This is a genomic window from Conexibacter sp. JCM 18997, assembly GCF_055391915.1.
Genome location: NZ_AP043885.1, coordinates 1,670,027 through 1,691,189 on the forward strand (window position 1 = coordinate 1,670,027; position 21,163 = coordinate 1,691,189).

The 21,163-nt window shown below is 72.0% G+C and carries 20 protein-coding genes and 1 riboswitch; of the genes, 7 read left to right on the top strand and 13 right to left on the bottom strand.

Going from position 1 to position 21,163, the window contains the following annotated elements; all coding sequences use genetic code 11:
• Positions 1 to 23: 23 nt before the first annotated feature.
• Positions 24 to 121: riboswitch (SAM riboswitch) on the bottom strand.
• Between the two features lie 137 nt (positions 122 to 258).
• From corA to ACZ5UI_RS08740, 3 genes are read left to right on the top strand one after another with little or no spacing between them, the layout of a single operon-like run.
• Positions 259 to 1,245 carry a magnesium/cobalt transporter CorA gene (gene corA / locus ACZ5UI_RS08730; RefSeq protein ID WP_464196300.1) on the top strand — a complete coding sequence of 329 codons (987 nt, stop codon included), beginning with the start codon at positions 259 to 261 and terminating at the stop codon, positions 1,243 to 1,245.
• Positions 1,232 to 1,735: a flavin reductase family protein gene (locus tag ACZ5UI_RS08735; protein ID WP_464196302.1), complete on the top strand. Its 504-nt coding sequence runs from the start codon at positions 1,232 to 1,234 to the stop codon at positions 1,733 to 1,735. The genes corA and ACZ5UI_RS08735 overlap by 14 nt, the downstream gene beginning before the upstream one ends.
• Positions 1,736 to 1,773: 38 nt before the next feature.
• Positions 1,774 to 2,775 carry a diacylglycerol/lipid kinase family protein gene (locus tag ACZ5UI_RS08740; RefSeq protein WP_464196304.1) on the top strand — a complete coding sequence of 334 codons (1,002 nt, stop codon included), beginning with the start codon at positions 1,774 to 1,776 and terminating at the stop codon, positions 2,773 to 2,775.
• Here the strand turns inward: ACZ5UI_RS08740 and ACZ5UI_RS08745 are convergent.
• Together ACZ5UI_RS08745 and ACZ5UI_RS08750 are read right to left on the bottom strand one after the other, a co-directional pair.
• Entirely contained in the window at positions 2,772 to 3,842 is a 1,071-nt protein-coding gene (locus ACZ5UI_RS08745; protein WP_464196306.1) for a GDSL-type esterase/lipase family protein, read from the bottom strand. The two genes, ACZ5UI_RS08740 and ACZ5UI_RS08745, sit on opposite strands and share 4 nt — an antisense overlap.
• 23 nt (positions 3,843 to 3,865) lie before the next feature.
• The gene (locus ACZ5UI_RS08750; RefSeq protein ID WP_464196308.1) at positions 3,866 to 4,369 is read right to left on the bottom strand and encodes an N-acetyltransferase family protein; all 504 of its coding nucleotides are present in this window, start codon (positions 4,367 to 4,369) and stop codon (positions 3,866 to 3,868) included.
• 27 nt (positions 4,370 to 4,396) lie between these two features.
• On the opposite strand from ACZ5UI_RS08750, the gene ACZ5UI_RS08755 reads away from it, so the two are divergent.
• From ACZ5UI_RS08755 to ACZ5UI_RS08770, 4 genes are read left to right on the top strand one after another with little or no spacing between them, the layout of a single operon-like run.
• Positions 4,397 to 4,951, top strand: a complete 555-nt coding sequence (locus ACZ5UI_RS08755) for a helix-turn-helix domain-containing protein (protein ID WP_464196310.1) — start codon at positions 4,397 to 4,399, stop codon at positions 4,949 to 4,951.
• Between the two features lie 49 nt (positions 4,952 to 5,000).
• Complete coding sequence (locus ACZ5UI_RS08760) at positions 5,001 to 6,392, top strand: cytochrome ubiquinol oxidase subunit I (RefSeq protein ID WP_464196312.1); 1,392 nt, start codon at positions 5,001 to 5,003, stop codon at positions 6,390 to 6,392.
• Positions 6,392 to 7,474: a cytochrome d ubiquinol oxidase subunit II gene (locus ACZ5UI_RS08765; protein ID WP_464196314.1), complete on the top strand. Its 1,083-nt coding sequence runs from the start codon at positions 6,392 to 6,394 to the stop codon at positions 7,472 to 7,474. The genes ACZ5UI_RS08760 and ACZ5UI_RS08765 overlap by 1 nt, the downstream gene beginning before the upstream one ends.
• A complete protein-coding gene (locus ACZ5UI_RS08770) occupies positions 7,471 to 7,686 on the top strand; it encodes a hypothetical protein (protein ID WP_464196316.1) in 216 nt (71 codons plus the stop codon). Before ACZ5UI_RS08765 ends, ACZ5UI_RS08770 begins: the two co-directional genes overlap by 4 nt.
• A gap of 132 nt (positions 7,687 to 7,818) precedes the next feature.
• Here the strand turns inward: ACZ5UI_RS08770 and ACZ5UI_RS08775 are convergent, their stop codons facing one another.
• The 11 genes from ACZ5UI_RS08775 to ruvC all read right to left on the bottom strand — a co-directional run bounded on the left by ACZ5UI_RS08775 (position 7,819) and on the right by ruvC (position 21,134).
• Entirely contained in the window at positions 7,819 to 9,054 is a 1,236-nt protein-coding gene (locus ACZ5UI_RS08775; protein ID WP_464196318.1) for a S53 family peptidase, read from the bottom strand.
• Positions 9,055 to 9,070: 16 nt separating this feature from the next.
• The gene (locus ACZ5UI_RS08780; protein ID WP_464196320.1) at positions 9,071 to 9,274 is read right to left on the bottom strand and encodes a helix-turn-helix domain-containing protein; all 204 of its coding nucleotides are present in this window, start codon (positions 9,272 to 9,274) and stop codon (positions 9,071 to 9,073) included.
• Positions 9,275 to 9,483: 209 nt separating this feature from the next.
• Positions 9,484 to 11,880 carry a RelA/SpoT family protein gene (locus tag ACZ5UI_RS08785; RefSeq protein ID WP_464196322.1) on the bottom strand — a complete coding sequence of 799 codons (2,397 nt, stop codon included), beginning with the start codon at positions 11,878 to 11,880 and terminating at the stop codon, positions 9,484 to 9,486.
• Entirely contained in the window at positions 11,838 to 14,237 is a 2,400-nt protein-coding gene (recJ, locus tag ACZ5UI_RS08790) for a single-stranded-DNA-specific exonuclease RecJ (RefSeq protein WP_464196323.1), read from the bottom strand. Before recJ ends, ACZ5UI_RS08785 begins: the two co-directional genes overlap by 43 nt.
• 49 nt (positions 14,238 to 14,286) lie before the next feature.
• On the bottom strand, positions 14,287 to 14,559 hold the full coding sequence (locus tag ACZ5UI_RS08795; protein WP_464196324.1) for a hypothetical protein: 273 nt from the start codon (positions 14,557 to 14,559) through the stop codon (positions 14,287 to 14,289).
• Positions 14,560 to 14,561: 2 nt separating this feature from the next.
• On the bottom strand, positions 14,562 to 17,525 hold the full coding sequence (secD, locus tag ACZ5UI_RS08800; RefSeq protein ID WP_464196326.1) for a protein translocase subunit SecD: 2,964 nt from the start codon (positions 17,523 to 17,525) through the stop codon (positions 14,562 to 14,564).
• Entirely contained in the window at positions 17,525 to 17,992 is a 468-nt protein-coding gene (locus tag ACZ5UI_RS08805; RefSeq protein WP_464196328.1) for a PAS domain-containing protein, read from the bottom strand. The genes secD and ACZ5UI_RS08805 overlap by 1 nt, the downstream gene beginning before the upstream one ends.
• A 40-nt stretch (positions 17,993 to 18,032) precedes the next feature.
• Positions 18,033 to 19,007 (bottom strand): hypothetical protein, encoded by a 975-nt coding sequence (locus ACZ5UI_RS08810; RefSeq protein WP_464196330.1) that lies wholly within the window; start codon positions 19,005 to 19,007, stop codon positions 18,033 to 18,035.
• Between the two features lie 35 nt (positions 19,008 to 19,042).
• Positions 19,043 to 20,056 carry a Holliday junction branch migration DNA helicase RuvB gene (gene ruvB / locus ACZ5UI_RS08815; protein ID WP_464196332.1) on the bottom strand — a complete coding sequence of 338 codons (1,014 nt, stop codon included), beginning with the start codon at positions 20,054 to 20,056 and terminating at the stop codon, positions 19,043 to 19,045.
• The gene (gene ruvA / locus ACZ5UI_RS08820; protein WP_464196334.1) at positions 20,053 to 20,634 is read right to left on the bottom strand and encodes a Holliday junction branch migration protein RuvA; all 582 of its coding nucleotides are present in this window, start codon (positions 20,632 to 20,634) and stop codon (positions 20,053 to 20,055) included. Before ruvA ends, ruvB begins: the two co-directional genes overlap by 4 nt.
• Positions 20,631 to 21,134 carry a crossover junction endodeoxyribonuclease RuvC gene (gene ruvC / locus ACZ5UI_RS08825; RefSeq protein ID WP_464196336.1) on the bottom strand — a complete coding sequence of 168 codons (504 nt, stop codon included), beginning with the start codon at positions 21,132 to 21,134 and terminating at the stop codon, positions 20,631 to 20,633. The genes ruvA and ruvC overlap by 4 nt, the downstream gene beginning before the upstream one ends.
• Between the last annotated feature and the right edge of the window lie 29 nt (positions 21,135 to 21,163).

The following is a 21,163-nucleotide window of genomic DNA, read 5'->3' on the forward strand; positions in this document are numbered from 1 at the left end:
CGAAGGTCTCGGACGAACCTTCCGCCACATCTCACAGGAATTGGCACCTTTCCCGCGTGGCGATACGCGGGGGGTTGCCGGGGTTTCGTCGGGCCAGTCCCTCCACCCCTCTGGATGTGTCCAGCTATGTAGTCGGCAGGATACACGGCGCGTTGCAATTGCGTGGCCACGACTGCTTCCCCCACAGCCCGGGAAGTACACTGTGGGTCATGCCCGAGGCGGACCCGATCACGATGAGCGACGAGGCGCGAAGTCCTGATGCCGAACCTCCCTCGTCTTCGTCGCGGGTCCCGCGGTCGGGTCGCTCCCGGACCGCCTGAGTCCCCCAGCGTCCCGCGCGTCGAGCAGATCGAAGCCGGCGGTCTGCGCTGGATCAACATCGAGCGCCCGCGGCCGATCGAGCGCGCCTGGATCGAGGAGCGCTTCGAGTTCCACGCGCTGGACTACGAGGACGTCTTCTCGCGCAACCAGCGCCCGAAGGTCGACGAGTACGACGACTACCTGTTCATCGTGCTGCACTTCCCGCGCTACGACAAGCAGGTCGGGCGCCTGAACGCGGCCGAGCTGAACGTGTTCGTGGGCAGCGACTTCGTGATCACGCTCCCCAACGAGCCGATCCAGCCGCTGGAGTACTTGTTCGACCGCTGCGGGCGCGACGACGAGCTGCGCGAGCAGCTGTTCGCCAAGGGCGCCGGCTACCTGCTCTACAAGGTCGTCGACGACTGCGTCGACGCGTCGTTCCCGATGCTGCGCAAGATGGGCAACAAGCTCGAGCGCCTCGAGGACGACATCTTCGAGGGGCACTCCGAGGAGATCGTGCGCGACATCTCCAACGTCAAGCAGGAGATCATCAACTTCCGCAAGATCATCCGGCCGCAGCGCGCCGCCCTGCGCGATCTGGAGCGCACGCGCCGGTACGTGCCCGAGGACCTCGAGATGTACTTCGACGACATCGTCGACGCGTCCGAGCGCATCTGGGACATGCTCGAGAACTACAAGGAGGTGATCGAGGCGTTGGAGTCCACCAACGAGTCGGTCATCTCCCATCGCGTCAACGACATCCTGCGCGTGCTGACCTCGATCAGCGTCGTGGTGCTGCCGCTGACCCTGGTGGCCAGCGTGTTCGGCATGAACGTCGAGGTGCCGGGCCAGGGCTCGATCGAGGCCTTCTGGATCGTGATCGTGGTGATGGTCGCGATGCTGGGCGGGATGTTGGGGTACTTCCGCCATCGTGGCTGGCTCTGACGATCCCGTCGCGCACGCGTTCAGCGGGCTGACGCTGGCCCTCGACGGGCCGATGTTCATCGTCACCGCGACGACCGCGGCCGAGCGATCCGGTTGCCTGATCGGCTTCGGCACGCCGTGCTCGGTGCACCCGCAGCGCTTCCTGGCCTGCCTCTCGCAGGTCAACCACACGCACGGCGTCGCGCTGACCGCCACGCACCTGGCCGTCCACGTCGTGCCCTCCGGCGCGCACCCGCTGGCCGAGCTGTTCGGCGAGCAGACGGGCGACGAGATCGACAAGTTCGCCCGCTGCGCCTGGACCGAGGGCCCGCACGGCACCACGCTGCTGGACGACTGCCCCAACCGCTTCGTCGGGGCGATCCTCCAGCGCACCGACCTGGGCGACCACACCGGCATGCTGCTGGACCCCGTCTGGGCCGAGCATCGCGACGGCGATCCGGTGCTGCGCTTCGGCGCCGTGCGCGACATGGCGCCGGGCCACCCCGCGTAACCCGCGCGCCGACGCCGGTGTAGCTTGGACGACCGCTCGTGGCCGTCCCGACCAGCTCCAGCTCCTTCGTCCAGCTCGAGGCCCTCGCCGCCGCGGGCGCCCGCGACCCCGCCACCGAGCGCCGGCGCATGCTGGTGATCGTCAACCCCTACGCCACGACGGTCTCCGACCGGCTGCGCAACCTCGTCGTCTACGCGCTCCAGGGCCGCTACGACGTGACGGCGATCGACACCGAGAGCCGCAACCACGCGACCGAGCTCTGCCGCGAGGCCGCCCACGAGGGCTACGACGTCGTGGTCACGTTCGGCGGCGACGGCACGGTCAACGAGGCGGTCAACGGGCTGATCGGCTCGGACACGCCGATCTTCCCGCTGCCCGGCGGCAACACCAACGTGCTCTGCCGGATGCTCGGCATCCCCAACGAGATCGTCGACGCGACCGAGCACCTGCTCGGGCTGGCCGACCGCTGGGAGGTGCGCCGCATCGACCTGCCGCTGGTCAACGAGCGCGCGTTCACCTTCTCCTCCGGCGTCGGGCTGGACGCGACCGTGGTGCGCCGCGTCGACGCGCGCCCGAAGCTCAAGGCGCGCTTCGGCCCGTGGTTCTTCACGTCGGCCGGCGTCGTGTCGTTCCTGAAGGACTACCTGGTCAACGCGCCGCGCATGACCGTCGAGACCGACACCGGTCAGCAGACCAACGGCGTGACCACGATCGTCCAGAACGGCGATCCCTACACCTACTTCCGCGATCGCCCGGTGGCCTTGGCCGAGGGCGCGACGCTCGACTCGGGCACGCTCTCGACGCTCGTGCTCGAGCGCGTCTCGCCGCTCGACGTCCCGACGATCAGCGCCCGCGCCCTGGTCAAGCGCCTGCGCCTGGCCAAGCACCGCCACATCGCCCAGTACACCGACGTGCACCAGGTGACGATCCGCTCGGTCGACGAGCGCGAGCTGCCGCTGCAGGTCGACGGCGACTACGTCGGCTCGGTCACCGAGGCGGTCTACACCCTGCGCCCCGGCGCGCTTGCCGTGGTCGCCTAGCGCCGGCGCGCGGCGGCGGTGAGCAGGCGCGGGGCCAGCAGGCGGGCCAGGCGCGCGTAGCCGGCCGGCGACGGGTGGATCCCGTCGACGGTCAGCGCCGGATCGGCGTCCAGGGCGTTGAGCGCGGGCACGAGGGTGCAGCCGGTCGCCCGGGCCGCGTCGGCCACGGTGCTGCGCACCAGCGCGTACACGTCGGCCGGGAACTTGTCGCGGCCGGGCGGGACGACCAGGCAGGCGCCGCTGCGCCGCGCGCGGCGGGCGCGGGTCTCCAGGCCGGCGCGCAGCGCGTCCAGCGCCGCGGGATCGCGAGTCGCCGCATAGCCGATGCCGTCGTTGGTGCCCATCACGATCAGCGTGGCCCGCGGCCGCAGGACGGCCAGGCCGGCGTCCTCGACGACCGTCGGCGGGTCGGCGGCCAGCGCCCCGCCCCGGGCGATCGCGGTCAGCTCGACCTGCCGCGCCCCGGGGCGCGGCGTCCGGCGCAGGAACGCGCCGACGAGGGCCAGGCCACCCTGTCGGACATCGGAGACCTGCAGGCGCTGCTCGCCCGCGCCGGGCAGGGCGAGCGTCTTCAGGCCCAGGCCGCTGCGCTCGGCGTGGCCGTCGACCTCGACGCTGGCCGCGCCGGCCCGGAACGCGAACTGCCCCTGACCCGGGCCCGACACGTAGACCAGCGTGGCCGAGTCGGCGCCGCTGGCGGTCATCGACGCGCTGGCCTGCGGCTGCGACGTCCAGCTGAACAGGTCGGCCACGGCGCCCGGCCAGCGGGTGATCCAGGCCCAGGCGCCCAGGTAGGACCAGCTGCCGCGCCCGGCCTGCGGCGTCAGCACCCGGACCGGCTCGCCGGGATGGGCGGAGACGAACCCCGCCGCGCCCGCGTCGACGCCGCGGCGGGCGAGCTCGGCCCGCAGCTGGGCGGTGAAGCCGTCGCGCTCCGGCGCGGCCAGGTGGCTGCTCTCGACGATCGAGTCCCCGACCACGGCCACGGAGACGCGCGTGGTCGCCGCGCCCGCCGCGGCGGCGGGCAGCAGGGTGCAGAGCACGATGAGGATGGCCAGCCGGCGCACGTGGCGCGCGACGATAGACGGCCTCAGCGCGGCGGAGGTGGCGGTTCGGTGACCAACGCGCGCTGGGCGTAGGCCACGTCGTGCCACGCGCCGTGCTTGAAGCCGACGCCGCGCAGCCGCCCGACCGGTTCGAAGCCGAACGCGCGGTGCAGCGCCTCGCTGGCGTCGTTGGGCAGCGCGATGATGGCCACCGCGACGCGGAAGTCGAGCGCGGCCATGCGGTCGAGCAGCTCGGTGTAGAGCGCGCGGCCCCCGCCCCGGCGGCCGCGATCCTGGGCCATGTAGACCGTCACCTCGCAGGTCCGCGCGTACGCCGCGCGGGCCTTGAACTCGCCGGCGTAGGCGTATCCGGCCACGCCGTCGTCGTCCTCGGCCACCAACCACACGTGCGCCGCCGCGATCCGCGCGGCCATCTGCGCGGCGGTCGGTGGCTCGAGCTCGAAGCTGATCGCCGTGTCGGTCACGTACGGCGCGTAGAGCGCGGCGCAGGCCGCTGCGTCGCCCGGCGTTGCCTCGCGCACCAACATGTCACTATCTTATACAGAGACGCCACGATGTTCGACGCCCGCCTCGCCGACGCCCTGCGCAACGCGCGCCACGACCAAGGCCTGTCCGCGGCCGCGCTGGCCGAGCGCTCGGGCGTGTCGCGCGCGATGATCGCCAAGATCGAGGCGACCGACGCGCAGCCGACCGCCGCGCTGCTCAGCCGCCTGGCCACGGCGCTGGGCCTGACGCTGTCGGAGCTGATCGCCCGCGCCGAGCAGGCCGATGCGCGCCTGACCCGGGCCGCCGACCAGCCCCTGTGGACCGATCCCGAGACCGGCTACACGCGCCGCGCCGTCTCCCCCGCCGCCGGCCGCCCGCTGGAGCTGATCGAGGTCGAGCTGCCCGCGCACGCCGAGGTCGCCTACCCCGCCGACGCCTACAGCTTCATCCACGAGCAGGTGTGGGTGCTCGACGGGCACCTGCGCTTCCGCGAGGGCGACGAGGTCCACGAGCTCGACCGCGGCGACTGCCTGCAGCTGGGGCCGCCGCAAGCCTGCGCGTTCGTCAATCCCTGCGACACGCCGGTGCGCTACCTCGTCGCGCTGACCCGCCGGTCCGGCTGAGACCAACCGGGCAACAAGCCGACGGACCCGGCGAGTAGGGTCCACCACGATGGACCCCACCGTCCTGCTCGCCGCAGCGGGTGACTTCACCGGCAAGCTCGGATCGCCCGACCAGGCCGACCTGGTCTGGGCCCGCGAGACCCAGGCGATGTCGCTCGCGCTGCACATCCCGCTGGTGTGCTTCGGGATCGCCTTCCCGGCCACGGTGCTGTTCATGGAGGGCCTGTACCTGCGCACGGGCGACCTGACCTACAAGGCCCTGGCCAAGCGCTGGTCGAAGGTCATGCTGATCCTGTTCGCGGTCGGCGTCGTCACCGGCACGATCCTCAGCTTCGAGTTCGGCCTGCTGTGGCCGAACTTCATGGCCACGTTCGGCGACGTGTTCGGCCTGGCCTTCGGGCTGGAGGGGTTCTCGTTCTTCATCGAGGCGATCTTCATCGCGATCTACGTGTACGGCTGGGATCGCCTGCCCCGCAAGACGCACCTGCTCGTCGGGTTGCCGATCATCGTCACCGGGCTGACCGGCTCGCTGACCGTGATCGCGGTCAACGGCTGGATGAACAACCCCGTCGGCTTCGACCTGGTCAACGGCGAGGTCACGAACATCCGCCCCTGGGAGGCGCTGTTCAACGACTACTTCTGGCACGAGCTGGCGCACATGTACTTCGCCGGCTACATGGTTGTCGGGTTCACCGTCGCGGGCGTCTACGCGTTCGCCTACCTGAAGGGCAACCGCTCCAAGTACGTGCGCGCCGGCATGGTCGTGCCGCTGACGATCGCCTGCCTGGCCGCGCCGGTGCAGGTGGTGATCGGCGACTGGGCCGGGCGCACGGTGGCCGAGAAGCAGCCGGTCAAGCTGGCCACCTTCGAGGGCCTGCCCGAGACGACCAAGGGCGCGCCGTTCCACTTCTTCGGCTGGTACGACAAGTCGACGCAGACGATCAAGGGCGGGATCTCGATCCCGGACATGCTCTCGATCCTGGCCTTCCACGATCCCAACGCGACCGTGCAGGGCCTGGACATCGTCCCCGTCGAGGACCAGCCCGGGCCGATCAACGTCGTGCGCTTCTCGTTCCAGACGATGGTCGGCATCGGCACGCTGCTGGCCGCGGCCGGCGTCTTCTACGCGCTCGTGTTCCTGCGCAAGCGACGATTGCCGCGCACCAAGTGGTTCTACCGGCTCGTCGTGGTGGCCGGACCGTTGGCGATCGTCGCGCTCATCTGCGGGTGGATCACCACGGAGGTGGGTCGACAACCCTGGATCGTCTATGACGTCATGCGGGTCGAGGACGCCGTGACCGCGGCGGACAACCTGCCGGTCGCATTCGCCGTCGTCGCCGCGGTCTACCTGGCCCTGGTCTGCACGGTCGTGTGGCTGCTGCGCCGGCTGGCCAAGCGCCCGCCGGAGTTCGAGGTCGGCGCCCCGGTGGAGACGCACTGATGGCCGAGATCTGCCTCGGGCTGGCCCTGCTCGCGCTGACCGCCTACGCCGTGTTGGCCGGCGCCGACCTGGGCTCGGGCTTCTGGGACCTGACCGCCGGCGGCGACAAGCGCGGCGGGCGCGTGCGCGGGCTGATCCAGCGGTCGATGAGCCCCGTGTGGGAGGCCAACCACGTGTGGCTGATCTTCCTGCTCGTCGTGCTGTGGACGGCGTTCCCGGTCTTCTTCGGCTCGATCATGTCGACGCTCTACATCCCGCTGTTCGGCGCCGCGCTGGGCATCATCTTCCGGGGAACCGCGTTCGCCGTGCGCGGGCAGGCGGCGACGATGGCCGAGGCCCGGGTGTTCGGCGCGGTGTTCGCGTCGGCGTCGGTGCTGGTGCCGTTCTTCTTCGGCACGGTGATCGGGGCGATCGCCTCCGGGCGGGTGCCGGTGGGCAACGCGCTGGGCGACCCGATCGACTCGTGGGTGAACCCGACGTCGATCCTGATCGGCGTGCTCGCCGTGGTCAGCTGCGCATACATCTCCGCGGTCTACCTGGCCGCCGACGCGGCCCGAGCCGACATCCCTGACCTGGTCGAGGCGTTCCGCCGGCGCGCGCTGGGCGCGGGCGTGGTGGCCGGCGTGATCGCCATCGGCGGGCTGCCGATCGTCAACTCCGACGCGCCCGAGCTGTACGACGGGCTGACCTCCGGTGGCGGCCTGGTCATGGTCATCCTGTCGGCGATCGTCGGCGCGGTCACGCTCGGGCTGGTGTGGACCCGGCGGATGTCGATCGCCCGCTTCACCGCGGCCGCCGCGGTCGTCTGCATCACCGTCGGCTGGGCCTTCGCGCAGAGCCCTTACCTGCTGCCCGGCGACCTGACCCTCGACGAGGGCGCGGCCAGCAACGCCACGCTGACCGCCCTGCTGATCAGCATCGCCTTCGGCCTGGTCCTGCTGGTGCCCTCGCTGATCTACCTGTACCGGCTGGTCCTCAAGGGCACGCTGACCCAGGAGTTCCAGCCGCTCGATCAGCGCTTCCGCCCGCTGACCGCCTCCGACGACCCGCCGCCGCCCAACGCCTCGGAGCCCCGCCCGTGAACGTCAAGCTCGAGCGCACCGCGATCGCCCTCGGCGTCATCGGCCTGGTCGTGATGCTGCCCTTCGATCAGTGGTACACGCGGTTCGTGGGCATGGGCTGCCTGGTCGCCTTCGTGGTCTGCGGCGTCTTCCTGATCGCCAGCCCATGGTTCCTGGAGCAGACCGACCCCGAGGCCGACCCGCCGGCCAAGGCCGACCCCGATCCGGGCTAAGGGTCGCGCCGTTGTCCGCTTCGACCCGCATACCGGGCTCAAGCGGGCAACGGACCGCTGGCGCCGCGCCCCTCCCGGGCCGTTGTCCGCTGCGACCCGCATACCGGGCTCAAGCGGACAACGTGCGGTCGGCTAGCGGGTCGCGCGGGCCAGCGCGCGCACGAAGCGCGGCCCGTCGATCGTGCCCAGGCCCGTGACGCGGTCGTAGCCGGGCGTGGCCAGGTAGCCGCTGACCCGCTGGCCCTCGATCACGTAGGTGTTGTTGCCCAGCACGACGTCGACGATGCCGTTGCGCCGCGCGTCGCCGGCGGCGAGCCGGTACAGCGCCGCGTTCACCCGGCGCAGCGCGTGCCCGCCCTGCTGGCGCGCCAGCGCCAGGACGCCGGCCAGCAGCGGCGTGGCCAGGCTGGTGCCGGCCAGCGGGTACAGGCCGCCGGGATAGACGTTGGGGAACTGCACGACGGGCGCGAACGAGACGATCAGGCTGCTGCTGGCCGCGCCGATCAGGCTGACGTCCGGGTAGTTGCGGTTCGGGCCCAGCATGCCGGGATAGCCGCGCTGCCAGGCCGGCTGCCCGCTGAGGACCGAGACGCCGCCGCCGGACGCGCCGCCGAGCGCGTCGGGACCCCAGGCGACGTCGGGCAGCAGCCGGTTGCCGCCTGCGTCGAGCGTGACCAGGGTGCCGCCCACCGCCGTGGCGTTGGGATCGGCGGCCGGATAGGACGTCGCGAGCGTCGTCGAGCCCGGGAACGCCGCGCCGAAGTCGCCGGTGGCAGCCAGGACCGGGATGCCGGCCCGCACCGCCCGGGCGATCGCCGCCCGCGTGGCCGGGTACTCCCGCTCGGCGCCGCCGAAGCTCATCGAGATCAGGTCGGCCCGGGCCGCCACCGCGGCGTCGATGGCCGCCGCCACCGGCGCGTCCTCGATCAGCACGTCGAAGACGGCCGACTCGGGCACCGCCATGTAGAGCAGGTGTGCCCGCGGCGCCATCAGGTGGGCGGACTGCACGTCGAGCGTGCCCTCGGCGGCGACGGTGCCGGTCCCGGGCGCGCCGGCGGGCCCCGCGGGCTCGGCGATGGTCAGGCGCGCGGCCGGCAGGCCCCAGCGCTCGGACTGCGCGGCCACGCTCTCGCGCAGCCCCGCCACCGGCGACATGATGATCGCGATGCGGGTCCCCCGGCCGTCGATCCCCGCGCGATGCAGGCGGTCGACGCCGTACGCGTGCAGGACCTGCGTCGGCGAGTAGCAGCGCACGTGGCGCTGGGCCATGCACTGCTGCTGGTCCAGCGGGGCCTGCGCGGGCGCCGACCCGGCGAGCGCCAGGACGGCGAGTGCGGCCGCGGCCGCGCTGGTCCGGCGTCGATGCACCGCGCGGACGCTACCGCTACGCGACGCGGCGGCGCGGCTGGGCCGGACCGCCCCCGTGCGCCAGCCACTCGAGCACGGCCCAGCGCGAGAAGCGCCAGTGGCCGCCGATGAAGCGGCCGGGCAGCTCGCCCGCCTCGGCCAGCCGGCGCAGCGCGCCGGTGTCGACCTGCAGCAGCACCGCGGCGTCCTGGAGCGTCAGGACCTCGACCGGCGCGGGCACCAGAATCGGGCTGGGCGCGCCGTGGCCATCGCGCGCGACGTGGAACGTGCCGCCCTCCCGAACCGCGGGGGCGTGTGACGAGGTGGCGGGTTGCGGGGGCAGAATCCCCGGCGCCGCTGTGAGGTGCCTCCCTGGCATGTGGGTCTCCAGCACGGCAACCTAACCGATGCCACAAACCGGTTCGTACAGACGTCCAGGTGGCGAGCGGGCTAGCCGGCGCCCGGGGTGACGCGGTAGGCGTCGAACACGTTGTCGATGTTGCGCAGGCGCGTGATCGTCTGCTTCAGGGCCTGGGTGTCGGCCACCTCGACCACGAAGCGGTTCTGGACCATCGGGGGCACGACCATGCAGCGCGCCTCGACGATGTTCAGGCCGCCCTCGGCGATCGTCCGCGACAGGTCCTCGAGCATGCGGTGGCGGTCAAAGCCGTCGACCTGGAGCTCGACCTTGAACGCCGAGCTGTGCTCGCCCTCCCATTCGACCGGGACGAAGCGCTCCGGGTCCTTGCGCAGCGCGACGGCGTTGGGGCAGTCGTCGCGGTGGATGGTGATCCCGCGGCCCAGCGAGACGTAGCCGACGATCGGGTCGCCCGGCACCGGCCGGCAGCACTTGGCCAGGCGGACCATGACGTCCTCGACGCCCTCGACGGCGATCCCGTAGTTGGTGGCCGAGCCGGTGGGCTGGCGACGGGCGCGCCGGCCCGGCGTGACCAGCGTCTCGGCCGGCGAGTCGTCCTCTTCGGCCGCCTCGCCCTGCTTGAGGCGCTGCAGCACCTTGTTCGTGACGACCTTGGCCGAGATCTTCGCCCCGCCCAGCGCGATGTAGAACTCCTCGGCCTTGCGGAAGCCCATCTCGCGGATGACGTCGGCCAGCAGGGCGCTGCCGGCGATCTTCTGCGCGGGCAGGCCCGCCTTCTTGAGGTGCTCCTGCAGCAGCTCGCGGCCGGTGTGCTCGGTGTCCTCGCGCGACTCGGCCTTGAACCAGGCCTTGATCTTGTTGCGCGCGCGGGTGGTGCGCACCAGCGCCAGCCAGTCGCGCGACGGGCCACGGTCCTGCTTGGAGGTCAGAACCTCGACGATGTCGCCGGACTTCAGCTCGTACTGCAGCGGCACCATCTTGCCGTTGACGCGCGCGCCGACGCAGCGGTGGCCGATCTCGGTGTGGACCTCGTAGGCGAAGTCCAGCGGCGTGGCCCCGGCGGCCAGCGACTTGACCTCGCCCTTGGGGGTGAACACGAAGACCTCATCCTCGAACAGGTCGACCTTGAGGTTCTCCATGAACTCCTTGGGATCGGAGAGCTCCTGCTGCCAGTCGAGCATCGACCGCAGCCACAGCAGCTTCTCGTCTCCCGAGGCGTTGGCCGGGACGCCCGGCTTGCCCTCCTTGTAGATCCAGTGGGCGGCGACGCCGAACTCCGCCATGTCGTGCATCTCGCGGGTGCGGATCTGGATCTCCAGCGGCCGGCCCTCGGGCCCGATGACCGTCGTGTGCAGCGACTGGTACATGTTGAACTTCGGCATCGCGATGAAGTCCTTGAAGCGCCCGGGCAGCGGCTTCCAGAGGCTGTGGATGACGCCCACGGCCCCGTAGCAGTCCTTCACCGACTCGACCACCACGCGCATGGCCGTCAGGTCGTAGATCTCGTTGAACTCGCGACCCTTCTTGGTCATCTTCGAGTAGATCGAGTAGAAGTGCTTGGCCCGCCCGGCGATCTCCGCCTGGATGCCCAGCGCCTCCAGCTCGCGGGCCAGGTACTCGCCCGCGTCGGTCACGTAGCTCTCGCGCTCGTCGCGCTGCTGGGCGACCAGGCCCTTGATCTCCTGGTACTTGCGCGGGTGCAGCGCCTGGAAGGCCAGGTCCTCCAGCTCCCACTTCATGGCGTGGATGCCCAGCCGGTGCGCGATCGGCGCGTAGATCTCCAAGGTCTCCTTGGCCTTGTCGATCTGCTTCTGCTTGGGCATCGCCGCGATCGTGCGCATGTTGTGCAGGCGATCGGCGAGCTTGATCAGGATGACCCGGATGTCCGAGGCCATCGCGACCATCATCTTGCGGTAGTTCTCGGCCTGCGCCTCGTCGCGCGACTGGAACGTGATGCCGGTCAGCTTGGTGACGCCGTCGACCAGGCTGGCCACCTCGTCGCCGAAGCGCGAGCGCACCTCGTCCAGCGACGCCGTCGTGTCCTCGACGGTGTCGTGCAGGAGCGCCGCGATCAGCGTCTCGGTGTCCAGGCGCAGCCCCGCGCAGATCTTCGCGACGGCCGCCGGATGGGTGATGAAGTCCTCGCCCGACTTGCGGCGCTGGTCGGCGTGGTGCTCGCAGGCGAACACGAACGCCTCCTCGACGCGCTCGCGGTCGATCTCCACGACGGAGTCGCTGGCGTGCTCCTCGACGATCGCGAACAGGTCGCGCAGCAGCTCGCGCTCCTGGCTGTTGAGCTCCGTGGTCGCCGGCAGCGTGGCCTGGCTGACCGGCTGGTTCAGCTGGTCGACGGGCTCGCGCTCGACCGGTGTATGACCGGCGCTGTGGCCGTTGCCATCGGACGAGCGCGTCGCGGGCGGCGTCTTCACGCCGCCCGACGCGCCGGCGCGGTCGGGACGGTCAGCCATGCCAAGCCCTCCTCCAGGCGCTGCCGCGCGTCGCGGTACGCGGCCGAGCGCTCCAGCTCGGTGCGCTGGGCCGGCGGGACGGCGACGGCGCCGCCGGCGACGTCGACCACGACGAGCCCGAGCTCGGCCAGCACGGCCAGCAGTCGGCCGGCCAGGCGCGCAGAGCGCGGCGTGCCCTCCCCGCGCAGGAGGGCTGCCAGTTGCTCGCCCTCCGCTCCGCCCGCGTCCCGCAGGACCCGGTACAGCGCGGTGAGCGGGTCTCGAAGTCGGTACTCGCGCTCATGAATCTGCCCAGCAAAGTCTAGCTCCGGCATCCCCCACCCCAGCACCGTCACATGGGCCAGGCTCGCCTGCCGGGCTGGCGGGTCGATCGCGACGACGTGCGCGTACGGCGCGGCGAGCGTCGGATCGGCCTCCAGCGCGGCCCACGAGCAGAGCGCGAACCCGCCCAGCCGGGCGCGCAGACCGGGCAGCCGCCGCGGCACGTCGGCGCACACGGCCAGCACCGGGTCGCCGCCGGCAACCAGCGCGGCCAGCGTCCCGGCCACGCCGCGGTCGCGGCGGTCGGCGGGCGCGGGGCGCACGGCGGGCGGCGCGAGCGCGGCGGCGGGCTGCAGCTGGGCGAACGCGGCGCGCAGGTAGGAGCCGGCGTCGGGTTCGGGCTCGCCGATCACCGCGATCGGCGCGGGCGCGCAGGACTGCGCGTGGCGCAGCACCAGGCGCGGCTCGACGCTGCCGCCCCAGCGGTCCAGCTCCAGCGCCGCGACGACGTCGGCGGGCGTGCCCTCGTCGACCGGCATCCGCCCGTCGCAGCCGAAGGCCACCGCGCGCACGCGCAGGCCGCCCGACTCGACGGTGAAGCGCACGTGCTGCCCGCCCTCCCCCATCGCCCGCGGGTCGCGCAGCTGGGCGGCCGGGAGCATCAGCGAGACCGACGGGTTGCCGTGCCCGAACGGCTGCAGGCGCTGCAGCTCCTCGGCCAGCTCGTGGCCCAGGTCGCCGCCGGCGGCGATCGCGTCGACGCGCTGCACCGGGACCAGGTCCTCGTCGCTGAGCACGGCGGCGGCGTGGGCGTCGAACGCGCTGCGGAAGGCGTCGATGTCCTCGGCGCGGATCTCCAGGCCCGCCGCCGCGCGGTGCCCGCCGTGGCGGCCCAGGTGCGCGGCGCAGGCGTGCAGCCCGCCGAGCAGGTCGAACGGCGAGATCGAGCGGCCCGAGCCCGTGCCGGTGGCGCCGTCCAGGGCGATCACGACGGCCGGGCGGTGGTGGCGCTCGACGAGCTTGGAGGCGACGATGCCGGCCACGCCCGGATGCCAGCCCTCGGCGGCGACGACGATCGCGTGGGCGCCCTCCTGCTGGCGGGCCTGCGCGTCGGCCTCCCACAGCATCCGCTGCTCGACGGCCCGCCGCTCGACGTTGATGCGGTCCAGCTCCTCGGCGATCGCGCGCGCCCGCTCGGGATCCTCGGTCAGCGCCAGCTCCAGGCCCGCGTCGGCCCGGGCCAAGCGGCCGGCGGCGTTGATGCGGGGGGCCAGGCGGAAGGCGATCGTCGAGGCGTCCAGGCGCAGCGCGTCGCACTTGGCCACCTCCAGCAGCGCCCGCAGCCCCGGCTTGCGCGTGGTGCGCAGCGCCTGCAGGCCCTCGCGGACCAGGCGCCGGTTCTCGCCGTGCAGGCGCACGACATCCGCCACCGTGGCCAGCGCCACCAGATCGAGGTCCTCGGCCGCGGTCGGCGCGCCCAGCGCCTCGGCCACCTTCAGCGCGACGCCGGCCGCGCACAGGTCGGTGAACGGGTAGCCGCACACCACCGGATGGATGATCGGCGCGTCGGGCAGCACGCCGTCGGCGCGCGGGCTGTGATGGTCGGTGACCAGCACGTCGATCCCGGCGGCCCGGGCCTGGGCGACCTCGTCGACGGCCGTGATCGCGCAATCGGCGGTGATCAGCAGCTGCGTGCCCTGGTCGGCCAGGCGCTGCACCGTGTGCGGGCGCAGGCCGTAGCCGTCCTCGGAGCGGCTGGGCAGGTACCACGCGGGCTGGGCGCCGAGCGAGCGCAGCGCGCGCACGAGGATCGCCGTCGAGCAGACGCCGTCGACGTCGTAGTCGCCGTGGATGACGATCCGCGAGCCGCGCGCGACGTGGTCGCGGATGAGCGCCACCGCGGTGTCCATCCCGGCGAACGCCGAGGCCGGATGCGCCTCGTCGGCGGCCAGCCAGGCGCGCGCGGCGGACGGCTCACCGAAGCCCCGGCGGACCAGCACCTGCGCGGTCACGGGGCTGATCGCCAGCTCGCGCTCCAGGGTCGCCACGGCGTCCGCGGGACACGGGGCGAGGTCGATGCGGCGGGCGTCGGTCACGGTTGGACCCTAGGTGCGCCACCCGACGGAACCGGGGAGCGCACGGGTCCTAGGTGACGACGGGCTCGTTCCCCTGGCGGGCGCCGATCCAGTAGCAGAGGCCCAGGCCGATGAGCGCCCCGGGAATCGCCTCGATGGCGCTGAGGATCGTGGTGTCGCTCGAGCCGGGAATCGTGAACCCGTTGACCAGGATCCCGAAGACGACCGAGCCGACGATGGCGGCGATGAAGGCCCCGACGATCCCGCCCACGAAGCGATCGGGCACCCAGATCGTGAAGTGCCAGATGGCCAGGCCCATCATCACCCATGCGAAGACGGACATGGCTAGCGGGGCCTCCCCTTGCGACGCGGACGCTGCGTGGACTTCTGCTTGGGCATGACGACGTCCTCGGGCGACAGGTCGGCGCCGGAGCTGGCCGCGGGCGGCTCAGGAGCCGGCGCGTCCGCCGCGGGCTCGGCCGGCGCTTCGGGCTCGGGCGTGGGCTCGGGCTTCGGTGACGGCTTGGGCCGCGAGGCGGTGGCCGAGCGACCACGCTTGGTCCGCGCGTCGGCCTCGGCCTGCGTCTCGTGCTGGATGTCGCGGACCATGTCCTCGAACTCGTCGCGCGAGACCTGCGTCGGATCCTGCGGTGCCGTGATCGACCCGCCGCGGCGCTTGCGCTCGACCGGCTGGACGTCGTTGCCCGGGCCGGTGGCGTACGCCGGCACGAACCCGAGCGCGTCCTTGATGCGCTGGGCGCGCTGTCGGTAGACCGGCTCGCGCTCCTTCCAGTGCGTGAGCACCGGACCGGCGATGAAGATCGACGAGTACGTGCCCGAGGCGGTGCCGATCAGCAGCGCGACGGCGAAGTCCTTCAGCGTCGTGCCGCCGAAGATCAGCAGCGACAGGACCGGCAGCAGCGTGCAGAACGAGGTGGCCAGCGAACGCGTCAGCACCTCGCTCATCGAGCGGTTGACGATCTGCGAGAAGGCGGCTCTCGGCATCCGTGGGACGTTCTCGCGCACACGGTCGAACACGATGATCGTGTCGTACAGGGAGAAGCCCAGAATGGTCAGCAGCGCCGCGACCGTCGACGTTGTCACCTCCAGGCCGAGCAACGCGTAGACGCCGGCGGTGATCAACAGGTCGTGCGACAGCGCTATCAGCACCGGCACGGAGTACTTCCACTCGAACCGCAGCGCGATGTAGATCGAGATCACGATCAGCGACGCGATGATCGCGATGATCGCCGACTTGGCCACGGTCTGGCCGAACGTCGGCCCGATCGACTGGTTGTCGAAGTCCGGGGTGCCGCCGAAGTCCTCGTTCAGCGCGGTCTGGACACGCGGCACCGCGTCCGGGGCGATGTCGCCGGAGATCTGGAAGGCGTTGTCGCCCAGCTGGTCGTTGGAGACGCGCTGCACCTCGGCGTCCGCGAAGCCGACCTTGGCCAGCGCGTCGCGCACGCCGTTCTCGTCGGTCTTCTGCTCCAGCGCCGTGGTGATGCGGGTGCCGGACTCGAAGTCGATGCCGAAGTTCAGGCCCTTGCCGCCGATGGCCAGCGCGCAGACCAGCAGGATCACGCCGGAGGCGGAGAAGAACCACTTCGACGCGCCCATGAAGTCGAACGTCCACGAGCGCGGGTTCTCACGCGCGCCGAGCGCCCACTTGTGGTTGAGCAGGCGCGAGTCGCCGACCGTGCCGAGCACCGCCTGGGTGGCCAGCACGGCGGTGAACAGCGACACCAGCGTGCCGATGCCCAGGGTCAGCGCGAAGCCCTTCACGCCGGCCGTGGCCAGCATGAACAGGATGAACGCGACCATGAACGTCACGACGTTGGCGTCGATGATCGCCGCCAGGCCCTTCTTGTAGCCCTGGGCGATGCCGGCGGGGATCGATCTGCCCGCGCGTATCTCTTCCTTGACGCGTTCGAAGATGACGATGTTCGCGTCGGCGGCCACGGACAAGGTGAGCACGAGGCCCGCGATGCCCGGCAGCGTCAGCGTGATCGGGATCAGCTTGATCAGCGCGAAGAAGTAGATGCCGTAGATGACCAGCGCGCCGACGGCGATCAGGCCGAGCACGCGGTAGAAGGCCAGCAGGAACAGCGCGACGACCGCGAAGCCCACGATGCCGGCGATCAGGCCCTGGTTGAGCGCCTGCTGGCCCAGCGTGGCCGACACCTGCGACTGCGAGATCAGCTCGAGCTTGATCGGCAGCGCGCCGGTCTTCAGCAGGTCGGCGAGGTTGCGCGCCGAGGTCAGCGTGAAGCCGCCGGAGATCTGCGAGCCGCTGGAGGCGTCGATGCCGTCGGGGTTCTGCTGGTAGTCGATGTACGGCGTCGAGATCAGCTCGTCGTCGAGCACGATCGCGAAGTGCTGCGCGGAGGCCAACGGGTCCGCGCCGGGGATCTGGTTGTCCTGGCCGCGCTGGGCGATGTCGCGCGTGACGTCCTGCCAGATCTTGCGGCCCTTGGACGTGAAGTCGAAGGTGACGATCGGCTGGCCGCTGCCCGCGGGACCGTTGTCGTAGTTCTGCTCGGGGTTCTTGATGTCCGTGCCCAGCAGCGCCGGGTCGTCGTTGAGGACGAACCACTTGTCGGGCTTGACGGCGGGCGCGCCGGAGCTGGTCGTGTCCGGCACCTCGGCGCGGACGATGACCGTGCCCGGCTTGACCTCGACGACCTTCTCGTCGGCGGTGGGCGCCTTCTCGGTGCGGTCGGCGAACAGGTCGTCGCGGTTCTCGACGGGTCCGGCGAGGACCTTCTCGTTCTTCGTGTCCAGCAGGTAGTAGACGCCGTCGGTGGTGGCCGTGTCCGGGTTGCGCTCGGGACACTCGGCCGCGCGGTTGACCGCCTCGTAGAGCGAGATGCCGAAGGTCGGGTTGCCGGCCTGCGAACCGCCGGTGACCTCGGGGTTGGTGGGGTCGGCCTTGCAGCCGGGCCCCATCACGTTGGTCTCCCAGTCGTAGAAGAACAGCTGGGCGACCTGCCCCACCTGCTCCTCCGCGCGCTTGGCGTTCGTCACGTCCGGGAGCGCGACGGTGATCTGCCCGCTACCGGACCGCTGGATCTCCGGCTCGGAGACGCCGAGGTTGTCGACGCGCTCGCGCATGATGTCGATCGCGCGGTTGATCGCGTCCGGTGTGACCTCGGACTGCTTGGTCGCCTTGGCCTGGTAGACCAGCTCGACGCCGCCCTTGAGGTCCAGGCCGCGCTTGGTCGGCTTGGTCAGGATGACCGCGATCGAGCCGGCCAGAAGCAGGCCGACGAGCAGCAGAATGCCGAAGTTCCGAGTGCGGTTGTTCATCAGGACGAGGCTTTGGCGGCTTTGACCGGGGTGAGGACGATCAGCAGCCCGCCGTCATCATCGTAGGCGGGAAACAGATCGGCGGTCGCCTCGACCGGAAAGTCGCCCTCTGCGTGGACCCGCACGCGCTTGGATTGCACGCGCACGCCCCACTCCAAGGCCTGCGCCACGTGATCGGTGCCGTCCTCGAAGGTCAGCCCGAGCACCTCGCCCGCCGGCCGGCCGATGACCCGCTCGTCGTCGAGACCGGTCAGCTCGAAGGCCCCGCGACCGCAGTGGATCAGGCGACCCTGCTGGTCGGCGGCGAAGAACGCGGCGTCCGGCGCCGGGTAGTAGTCGTCCATCAGCTCGAACAGGAAGGTGTGCCCGCACTTGGGGCAGCCGCGGGCCTCGCGCGAGAAGCCGCGCTGGCGATCGCTGGCCGTGGAACGGTGGCCACAGTTGGGACAGATGAAGAGATGCGCCATGGGACCGACCTAGCGTAGTGCGGCCCGTGTCCGGAATGTGTCAAGGCTCGACCACGCGGGCGGGGTCGAGCAGGACGCGGTCGACGGCGTCCACGAGCGCGCTGGCCGAGGACGCATCGTCGGGATAGACCGCCCATCCGACGTCCACGGGCAACGGCTGCTGGGCCGCGGCCACGCGCACGGCCTGGGCCAGGCGACGGGCCCCGTCATGGCCGGCGCCGGCGGCCACGATCGCCAGTTCGGCCGGGCCGGTGCGCTGCAGCGCGTCCCCCGGGCGGACCACGGTGCGGATGCGCTGGGCCAGCGCCTCCAGGGCGCTCTCGTCCACCCCGCGGGGGTCCACGCCGGCGTCGACGAGCACCAGCGCGACCTGCCCGGGATCCTGCAGGCGACGGGCCTGATCGGGCGTGCCGGCGGCGGCGATGGCCAGTTGCAGCGCGGCGTCGATCGCGGCCCGGCTGGGCGGTCCGGTCGGGGCGGTCGCGGGCGCCGCGGCGCGCTGCTCGGCGCTGATCAGCCGCCGCTTGAGCGTCTGCAGCGTCAGCGTCATGCCCTCGCAGGCGATCGCGAACGCCAGCACGCGGGCCAGCGCCTGGTCGGAGTCGATGTCGGTGTAGATCAGCGTGCTGGCGTAGGTGACGGCCAGCGCCCCGACGCCCACCCAGGCCATCCACCCCGGCAGGAAGTAGGCCGAGTACAGCATCGCCAGCACGAGCACCGGGAAGATGTAGGAGTTGATCCCCCCGCTGGCCCACAGCGCCAGGCCCAGCAGCGGCTGGAAGGCCAGGACCGCGACCAGATGGGCCCAGATCGGCGCCCGCCGCCAGGGGATCCACTCGGCGATGCAGGCCACCCCGTAGAGCGCGACGAGCGCGATCAGCGCCCAACCCAGCGCCGCATGGTCGTGGTCGACCCCGGGCAGCGGCTGGCAGGCCGCAGCAACGGCGGCGCCCAGCACCCAGAGCGCGCCGGACCAGCGTCCCATCATCCGTCGCTCGTCGATCAGCGCGTCCACGTTCCCTCCCTCGGAGGGGATCCTAATGACGACCGCTAGAAGAGCGCTGGGCGGTCGGGCGGTTGCAGCCCGAGGTGGCGGTAGGCGCCCTGCGTGGCGGTCCGTCCGCGCGGCGTGCGCTGCAGGAACCCCTGCTGCAACAGGTACGGCTCGTAGACGTCCTCGATCGTGTCGGCCTCCTCGCCGACCGCCGCGGCCAGCGTCGACAGCCCCACCGGTCCGCCGTCGAACTTGCCGCAGATCGCCTGCAGGATGTCGCGATCCAGGCGGTCGAGGCCGACCTCGTCGATCTCCAGCAGCCGCAGCGCCTCGTTGGCCGCGGCGACGGTCACGACGCCGTTGGCGCGGACCTCGGCGAAGTCCCGCACGCGGCGCAGCAGGCGGTTGGCCACGCGCGGGGTGCCGCGGCTGCGCGAGGCGATCGCGCGGGCCCCGTCGGGGTCGATGTCGATGCCCAGGATCGCCGCGGAACGGTGGACGATCGCGCTCAGCTCGGCCGGCGCGTAGGGCTCCAGGCGGGCCTGGATGCCGAAGCGGTCGCGCAGCGGCGTGGTCAGCAGCCCGGCGCGCGTGGTGGCGCCAATCAGCGTGAACGGCGGCAGGTCGAGCGTCATCACCCGCGCGCCCGGGCCGGTGCCCATCGTCACGGGCAGCTGGCGGTCCTCCATGGCGGGATAGAACGTCTCCTCCAGCGCTCGCGGAAGCCGGTGGATCTCGTCCACGAAGAACACCGACCGCGGCTCCAGCGCCATCAGGAAGGTGGCGATCTCGGCCTTGCGCTCCAGCGCCGGGCCGGCGGTCTGCACGAACGGCACGCCCAGCTCGGCGGCGACGATCTGGGCCAGCGAGGTCTTGCCCAGGCCGGGCGGGCCGGCCAGCAGCAGGTGGTCGAGCGCCTCACCGCGGTTGCCGGCGGCCGAGATGGCCACGTCGAGCTGGTCCTTCAGCGAGCTCTGCCCGACGAAGTCCACCAGGCGCCGCGGGCGCAGCGTGACCTCGAGCTCCTCGTCGACCTCGAGGATGTCGGGCGTCTGGATGCGGCCGCTCACCGGCGGCTCCCGCGCAGGGCGCTGGCGATCAGCTCTTCGGCGGTGTCCCCGGAGGCCTCGGCCAGCAGCGACTCGACCTCGGCGGCGCTGTAGCCCAGCCCGAGCAGGCCCTCGCGCGCGTCGCCCCGGGCGTCGCTGCCCCGGGTGATCGTGATGCCGGGCTCGTCGACGTCGGCCGCGCCGACCTTCTCGCGCAGCTCGACGATGATCCGCTCGGCGGTGCGCTTGCCGATGCCCGGCACGGCCTGGAAGCGGGGTGCGTCGCCGGCCGCGATCGCGCGCAGCAGCTCGCGCGGCGGCCCGCCCGAGAGGACGGCGAGCGCGACCTTCGGCCCGACCGCCTGCACGCCGAGCAGCAGCAGGAACAGGTCGCGCTCCTCCTCGGTGGCGAAGCCGTACAGGTTCAGCGCGTCGTCGCGGACGATCAGGTGCGCGTGCAGCGTGGTCTCGGTGCCCGCGGCGGGCACGTGGCGCAGGGTCTCGGCCGAGACCGCGAGGCGGTACCCGACGCCGCCGGCCAGGACCACGACGTGGTCGGGACGGCGGACGACGACCTCGCCCCGAACGAGTCCGATCATGCGACGGCGCTCCGATCCAGCGCGACCCGCAGCGGCGCGTGGTTGAGGTGACAGACGGCGACGGCGAGCGCGTCGGCGGCGTGATCGGGCCGGGGCAGCTCGGTCAACGAGAGCAGCGTCTGGACCATGCGCTGGACCTGGAGCTTGTCGGCCCGCCCGTTGCCGCACACCGCGCCCTTGACCTGCTGGGGCGTGTAGGCGGCGCAGGGCAGCCCGCGCTGTCCGGCGGCCAGCATCACGACGCCGCGGGCCTGCCCGACGGCGAAGGCGCTGCGCGCGTTGGTGCCGAAGTACAGGTCCTCGATGGCCACGGCATCGACGTCGTGCTCGTCCAGCAGCGCCCACGCGCGGGCGTGGATCTCGGTCAGGCGGACCTCAGGGCGCGCGCCCGGAGCGGTCGTGATGACGCCGCCGTCGAGGGCGACGAGCCGCGCACCGCGGCGTTCGACGACGCCATAGCCGGTGTTGGCGGTGCCGGGATCGATGCCGAGGACGCGCACGGATCGTCATTCTGCGCCGCGCGTCGGAC